This is a genomic window from Caulobacter sp. CCH9-E1 (assembly GCF_001556515.1).
Classification (GTDB): domain Bacteria; phylum Pseudomonadota; class Alphaproteobacteria; order Caulobacterales; family Caulobacteraceae; genus Caulobacter.
Map to the genome: position 1 here is coordinate 1 of NZ_LSJA01000162.1, position 4566 is coordinate 4566.

The following is a 4566-nucleotide window of genomic DNA, read 5'->3' on the forward strand; positions in this document are numbered from 1 at the left end:
TCGGAGATGTGTATAAGAGACAGCCGTGGGCCGACACGGGGAGAGCACGGATGAACGAGGACTGGAGCGCCGGCTATGTGGTCGAGACGGGCTACACCTACGGCGCCTATCCGGAGCTGAACCCGGTCCGCTCGGCCTTTCCGCTGCTGCTGAAGGGGCTGCGGGCGCCGAAGATCCAGACGGCCTGCGAGTTGGGTTTCGGCCAGGGCTGTTCGGCGGCGCTGCATGCGGCCACGCAAGCCGATATCGACTGGTGGGGCTGCGACTTCGCCCCGGCCCAGGCGGTGTTCGCCCGCGACCTGGCGGCGGCCAGCGGGGCGAGGGCCCACTTCTTCGACGACGCCTTCGACGAGTTCGCCGAGCGGCCGGGCCTGCCGGAGTTCGACTTCGTGGCCCTACACGGCGTGTGGAGCTGGGTGAATGACGCGGCGCGCGAGAAGATCGTCGCGTTCCTGCGCCGCAAGCTGAAGCCCGGCGGCCTCGTCTACATCTCGTACAACACCCAGCCGGGCTGGGCGATGGCCGGGCCGCTGCGCCACCTGATGAAGCGCCACGCCGAGACGCTGGGCGCGCCGGGCCTGGGCCCCGCCGCCAACCTGGACGCGGCCCTGCTGACCATGCAGCGCTTCTTCGCCGAGGACCCGGTCTATTCGCGGCTCAATCCGGGCGTGATCGACCGCCTGGAGGGCCTGCTGAAGCAGGACCGCGCCTATATGGTCCACGAGTACATGAACCGCGACTGGCATCCGATGTGGTTCGCCGACGTCGAGGCGCGGCTGTCGGGCGCCAAGCTGTCGTTCGCGACCTCGGCCTACATGCCCGACCAGGTCGAGGAGCTGAACGTCTCGCCGGGCATGGCCGGCTTCCTGCGCGAGCTGCCCGATCCGTCGCTGCGCGAGACCTTCCGCGACTTCGCCGTCCAGGCCCAGTTCCGCCGCGACTACTGGCTGCGCGGGCTCTCGCCCCTGGCGCCCGCCGATCAGCGCCGAGCCCTGCGCGACCAGCGCGTGGTCCTGGCCCGGCCCGCCGGCCAGCCGCTGGAGAAGGCGCGGGGGACCTTCGCCGAGGTCGCCCTGGGCGGGCCGCTGTACGACGCGATCCTCGAGACCCTGGGCGACGGCCAGCCCCGCCCGATCGGCGAGCTGGAGGCCGCCGCGCCCGGGGGGACGGCCTTCCCTCAGCTGACGACGGCCCTGGCCCTGCTGATGGCCCAGGGCGTGGTCGCCTCGGCGCAGAGTGCGGAGAGCGCGGCGCGCGGGGCCGGGACGGCGCGGGCCCTGAACCTGGAGCTGGCGCGGCGAGCGGCCGAGGCGACGAACCTGGGCTTCCTGGCCTCGCCCGTGACCGGCGGCGCGATCACCGTTCAGCGCTTCCACCAGCTGTTCTGGCTGGCGCGCGAGCGGGACGGCGGCGGACCGGCCGAGTGGGCGGCTTTCGCGGCCCGGACCCTCGCGGACCAGGGCCAGGCGCTGGTCGCCGGCGGCGCGCCCCTGCAGGGCGAGGCGGCCCAGGCGGCGCTGCAGGCCCAGGCGGTCGCCTTCGCCGACACCGTGCTGCCGTGCTGGCGGGGTCTCGGCATCGCCTGAACTGGACAGAAGGTCGCAGGGACGAGGGGCGCGGGGCCTGCCATCGTGGGGCGTCTCCTGGGGATTCGGAGGCGGACTCGGCGGAGGGACCGGCATGGCGGGCCTGGACGTTGGTGGCGTTGAGCTTGAGTTCCCCTGTCCGCGCTGCGGCGCCGCCGCCCGCGCGACGATCGAGGCGGTGCGGTTCCTGCCGGTGATCGACTGCGCCTGCGGCGAGCGGTTCGGGGTCTGCCTCGAAACCTTCGCCCAGCAGGTCTCCTCCGCCGAAACCGCGGCCAAGGCGGCCCGCCGGGCCCGGCGAAAGGCCTGAGCCGCTCACTTCCCTGACGTCAGCCTTGCCGCGCGGCCGGTTTGGGCTCACCGTCAACAGAACAACGATAAGATGAGGGAGTGAAACCATGACGCCGCCCGACGGCGGCTCGCCCGTGCGCGAGCCTTCCTCCGCTCCGTTCAAGCCGCTGCCGATGAAGGGCCCCGACGTCAGCGTCGAGCGCCGGGCCGACGGCTCGATCGTCATCACCTCGAACCACGCGCCCGGCGAGGGGCCGCGCTCGATCGCGCACCTGTTCGCGCAGAAGGCGGGCGAGCATCCCGAGCGGCCGTACCTGAAACAGCGCGAGCCGAACCACGGCCCTTGGCGGCAGGTGAGCTACGGCGAGGCCCTGCGCCAGGTCGAGGGGATCGGCCAATGGCTGCTGGACCAGGGCCTGACCCCGGCCGACAGCGTCATGATCCTGTCGAGCAATTCGATCGAGCACGCCCTGATGACCCTGGGCGCCTACGCCGCCGGCGTCCCGGCCGCGCCGGTCAGCCCGGCCTACAGCCTGATCTCGACCGACCACGCCAAACTGAAGCACTGTTTCGAGCGCGTGGCGCCGCGCGTCGTCTTCGCCCAGAGCGGGGCGATGTTCGCCAAGGCGATCGAGACCCTGAAGGCCCTGGATCCGACCCTGCTGGTCGTCACGGCCGACGGGACGGGCGAGGGGGCTATCCCCTACGCCAGCGTGGCGGCGACGACGCCGACCCCGGCGCTGAAGGCGGCGCTGGAGGGCGTGGGCCGCGCGACCGTGGCCAAGTACCTGTTCACCTCCGGCTCGACCGGCCTGCCCAAGGCCGTGCCCCAGACCCACGGCATGATGGCGGGCGTCATCGCCGGCCAGGAAGGCCTGCGCGCCGAGGAGCCGGCGACCGACGAGGTCCCCCAGAGCCTGGAGTGGATGCCCTGGAGCCACATCTCGGCGGGCAACATCGGCTTCAACGCGGTGATCTGGGGCGGCGGCACCCTGCACATCGACGAGGGCAAGCCGCTGCCGGGTCTGTTCGAGACGACGATCAAGAACCTCTACGAGGTCTCGCCGGTCGTCTTCGGCTCGGCCCCGATCGCGTTCTCGATGCTGGCCGAGGCGATGGAGAAGGACCCGACCCTGCGGCGGTCGTTCTTCAAGAACCTGCGCTACATGGGCTATGGCGGCGCGACCCTCTCGAACGACGTCTACGAGCGGATCCAGGCCCTGGCCGTGGCCGAGACGGGCCACCGCATCCCGCTGACCACCATGTACGGCGCGACCGAGACCCAAGGCGTCACCGTCACCCACTGGGTCACCGAGCGGGTCGGATTGGTCGGACTTCCCCTGCCGGGCATCCAGCTGAAGCTCGCGCCCAGCGGCTCGAAATACGAGGTGCGGGTCAAGGGGCCGACCGTGGCCGCCGGCTATCACAAGGACCCGGAGAAGACGGCGGCCGCCTTCGACGAGGAGGGCTTCTATCGCCTCGGCGACGCCGCGCGTTTCGTCGATCCGGAAGACCCGGCCAAGGGCCTCGTCTTCGATGGCCGGGTGACCGAGGACTTCAAGCTGGACACCGGCACCTGGGTCAGCGTCGGCGTGCTGCGGCCCGACCTCGTCGCCGCCTGCAGCCCCTACATCCACGACGCGGTGATCACCGGCCAGGACAAGCCGTTCATCGGCGCGATGCTGTGGCCCTCGCCGGCGGGCCTGGCGGCGCTGGTCGCCGATCCGGGACCGGGGACGCCCCTGGAGAAGCTGGCGGCCATCCTGCGCGAGCGCTTCGCCGCCTTCAACGCCGGGGCGGGCGGCTCCTCGCGGCGCGTGGCCCGCTTCACGATCCTGACCGAGCCGCCCTCGATCGACGCCGGCGAGATCACCGACAAGGGCTACGTGAACCAGCGCGCGACGCTGGAGCGCCGCGCCGACCGTGTGGCGGCCCTCTACGACAAGGAGCCGGGCGAGGGGGTGTTCGCGGTCTGATTTTGGAACCGATTTTCCCGGCGAATGCCGGGACCCAGATCTCAGAGCGCCGAGGCTGATTGGACGAGCGCGGCGCTTATAGAGCCACTTCAACATCTTGCCATCTGGGCCCCGGCATTCGCCGGGGAGGTCGGTTATCGGGGTCACCAGCTCATCTGACCGCGCACCAGCACCGCCGTCTTGTCCGACAGGCCGAAGGCCATCAGGCCGGGAGGCTTGGGCGGTGGGGCCTTGGCCAGGGCCGGCCAGCCGTCGTGATACTCCAGAGCCGCGACCTCGACCTGGCCGGGCCCCTGGGTCGTGAAGCTCAGTGTGACGCCGTTGGGATCGGGGGCGTGATAGGTCAGGCTCGACCACTGGCCGGCCTCCATCTTCAGGCTGACCGGGCGGCCGTTAAGGCGCGGCTGGCTGAGCGGGCCGCTGGGCTTGAGGCGTAGCCTGACCGTCTCGGCGCCGGGCGCGGGGATCAGCCGGACCAGCAGGCGATTCTCGGCGCGGTCGATCGACAGCTGCGGAACCTCGACCGGTACGGCGCGGGTCTCCGACATCCAGGCGGGCTTCAACCAGAACGGCGCCAGCTTCTGCTGGACGGGCCGGCCGCCGCCGTCGTCGGGTAGGGCGAGCTTGGTCCAGGCGTCGAGGCGCGGATGCTCGGCGATGCGCCAGGCCTTGCCGGTCGAGAGGTCGGCGAGGTGCAGGGCGCCGGTGGGGGC

The 4566-nt window shown here is 71.6% G+C and carries 3 protein-coding genes and 1 pseudogene; 3 read left to right on the forward strand and 1 reads right to left on the reverse strand.

Annotated elements, in window-relative coordinates; translation table 11 throughout:
- The first annotated feature begins 50 nt into the window (after positions 1-50).
- From AX690_RS10250 to AX690_RS10260, 3 genes are all read left to right on the forward strand, one after another.
- Positions 51-1586 (forward strand): class I SAM-dependent methyltransferase, encoded by a 1536-nt coding sequence (locus AX690_RS10250; RefSeq protein ID WP_066681697.1) that lies wholly within the window; start codon positions 51-53, stop codon positions 1584-1586.
- Between the two features lie 94 nt (positions 1587-1680).
- A complete protein-coding gene (locus AX690_RS10255) occupies positions 1681-1896 on the forward strand; it encodes a hypothetical protein (protein WP_082769605.1) in 216 nt (71 codons plus the stop codon).
- A gap of 88 nt (positions 1897-1984) precedes the next feature.
- The gene (locus AX690_RS10260) at positions 1985-3853 is read left to right on the forward strand and encodes an AMP-binding protein (RefSeq protein ID WP_066681691.1); all 1869 of its coding nucleotides are present in this window, start codon (positions 1985-1987) and stop codon (positions 3851-3853) included.
- 143 nt (positions 3854-3996) lie between these two features.
- Here the strand turns inward: AX690_RS10260 and AX690_RS10265 are convergent.
- Positions 3997-4566, reverse strand: a pseudogene (locus AX690_RS10265) (peptidase M20); the annotation flags it as partial.

Excerpts from the sequence above, each read along its gene's own strand:
- AX690_RS10250 (WP_066681697.1), top strand. The coding sequence starts at position 51 with ATGAACGAGGACTGGAGCGCCGGCTATGTGGTCGAGACGGGCTACACC.
- AX690_RS10255 (WP_082769605.1), top strand. The coding sequence starts at position 1,681 with ATGGCGGGCCTGGACGTTGGTGGCGTTGAGCTTGAGTTCCCCTGTCCG.
- AX690_RS10260 (WP_066681691.1), top strand. The coding sequence starts at position 1,985 with ATGACGCCGCCCGACGGCGGCTCGCCCGTGCGCGAGCCTTCCTCCGCT.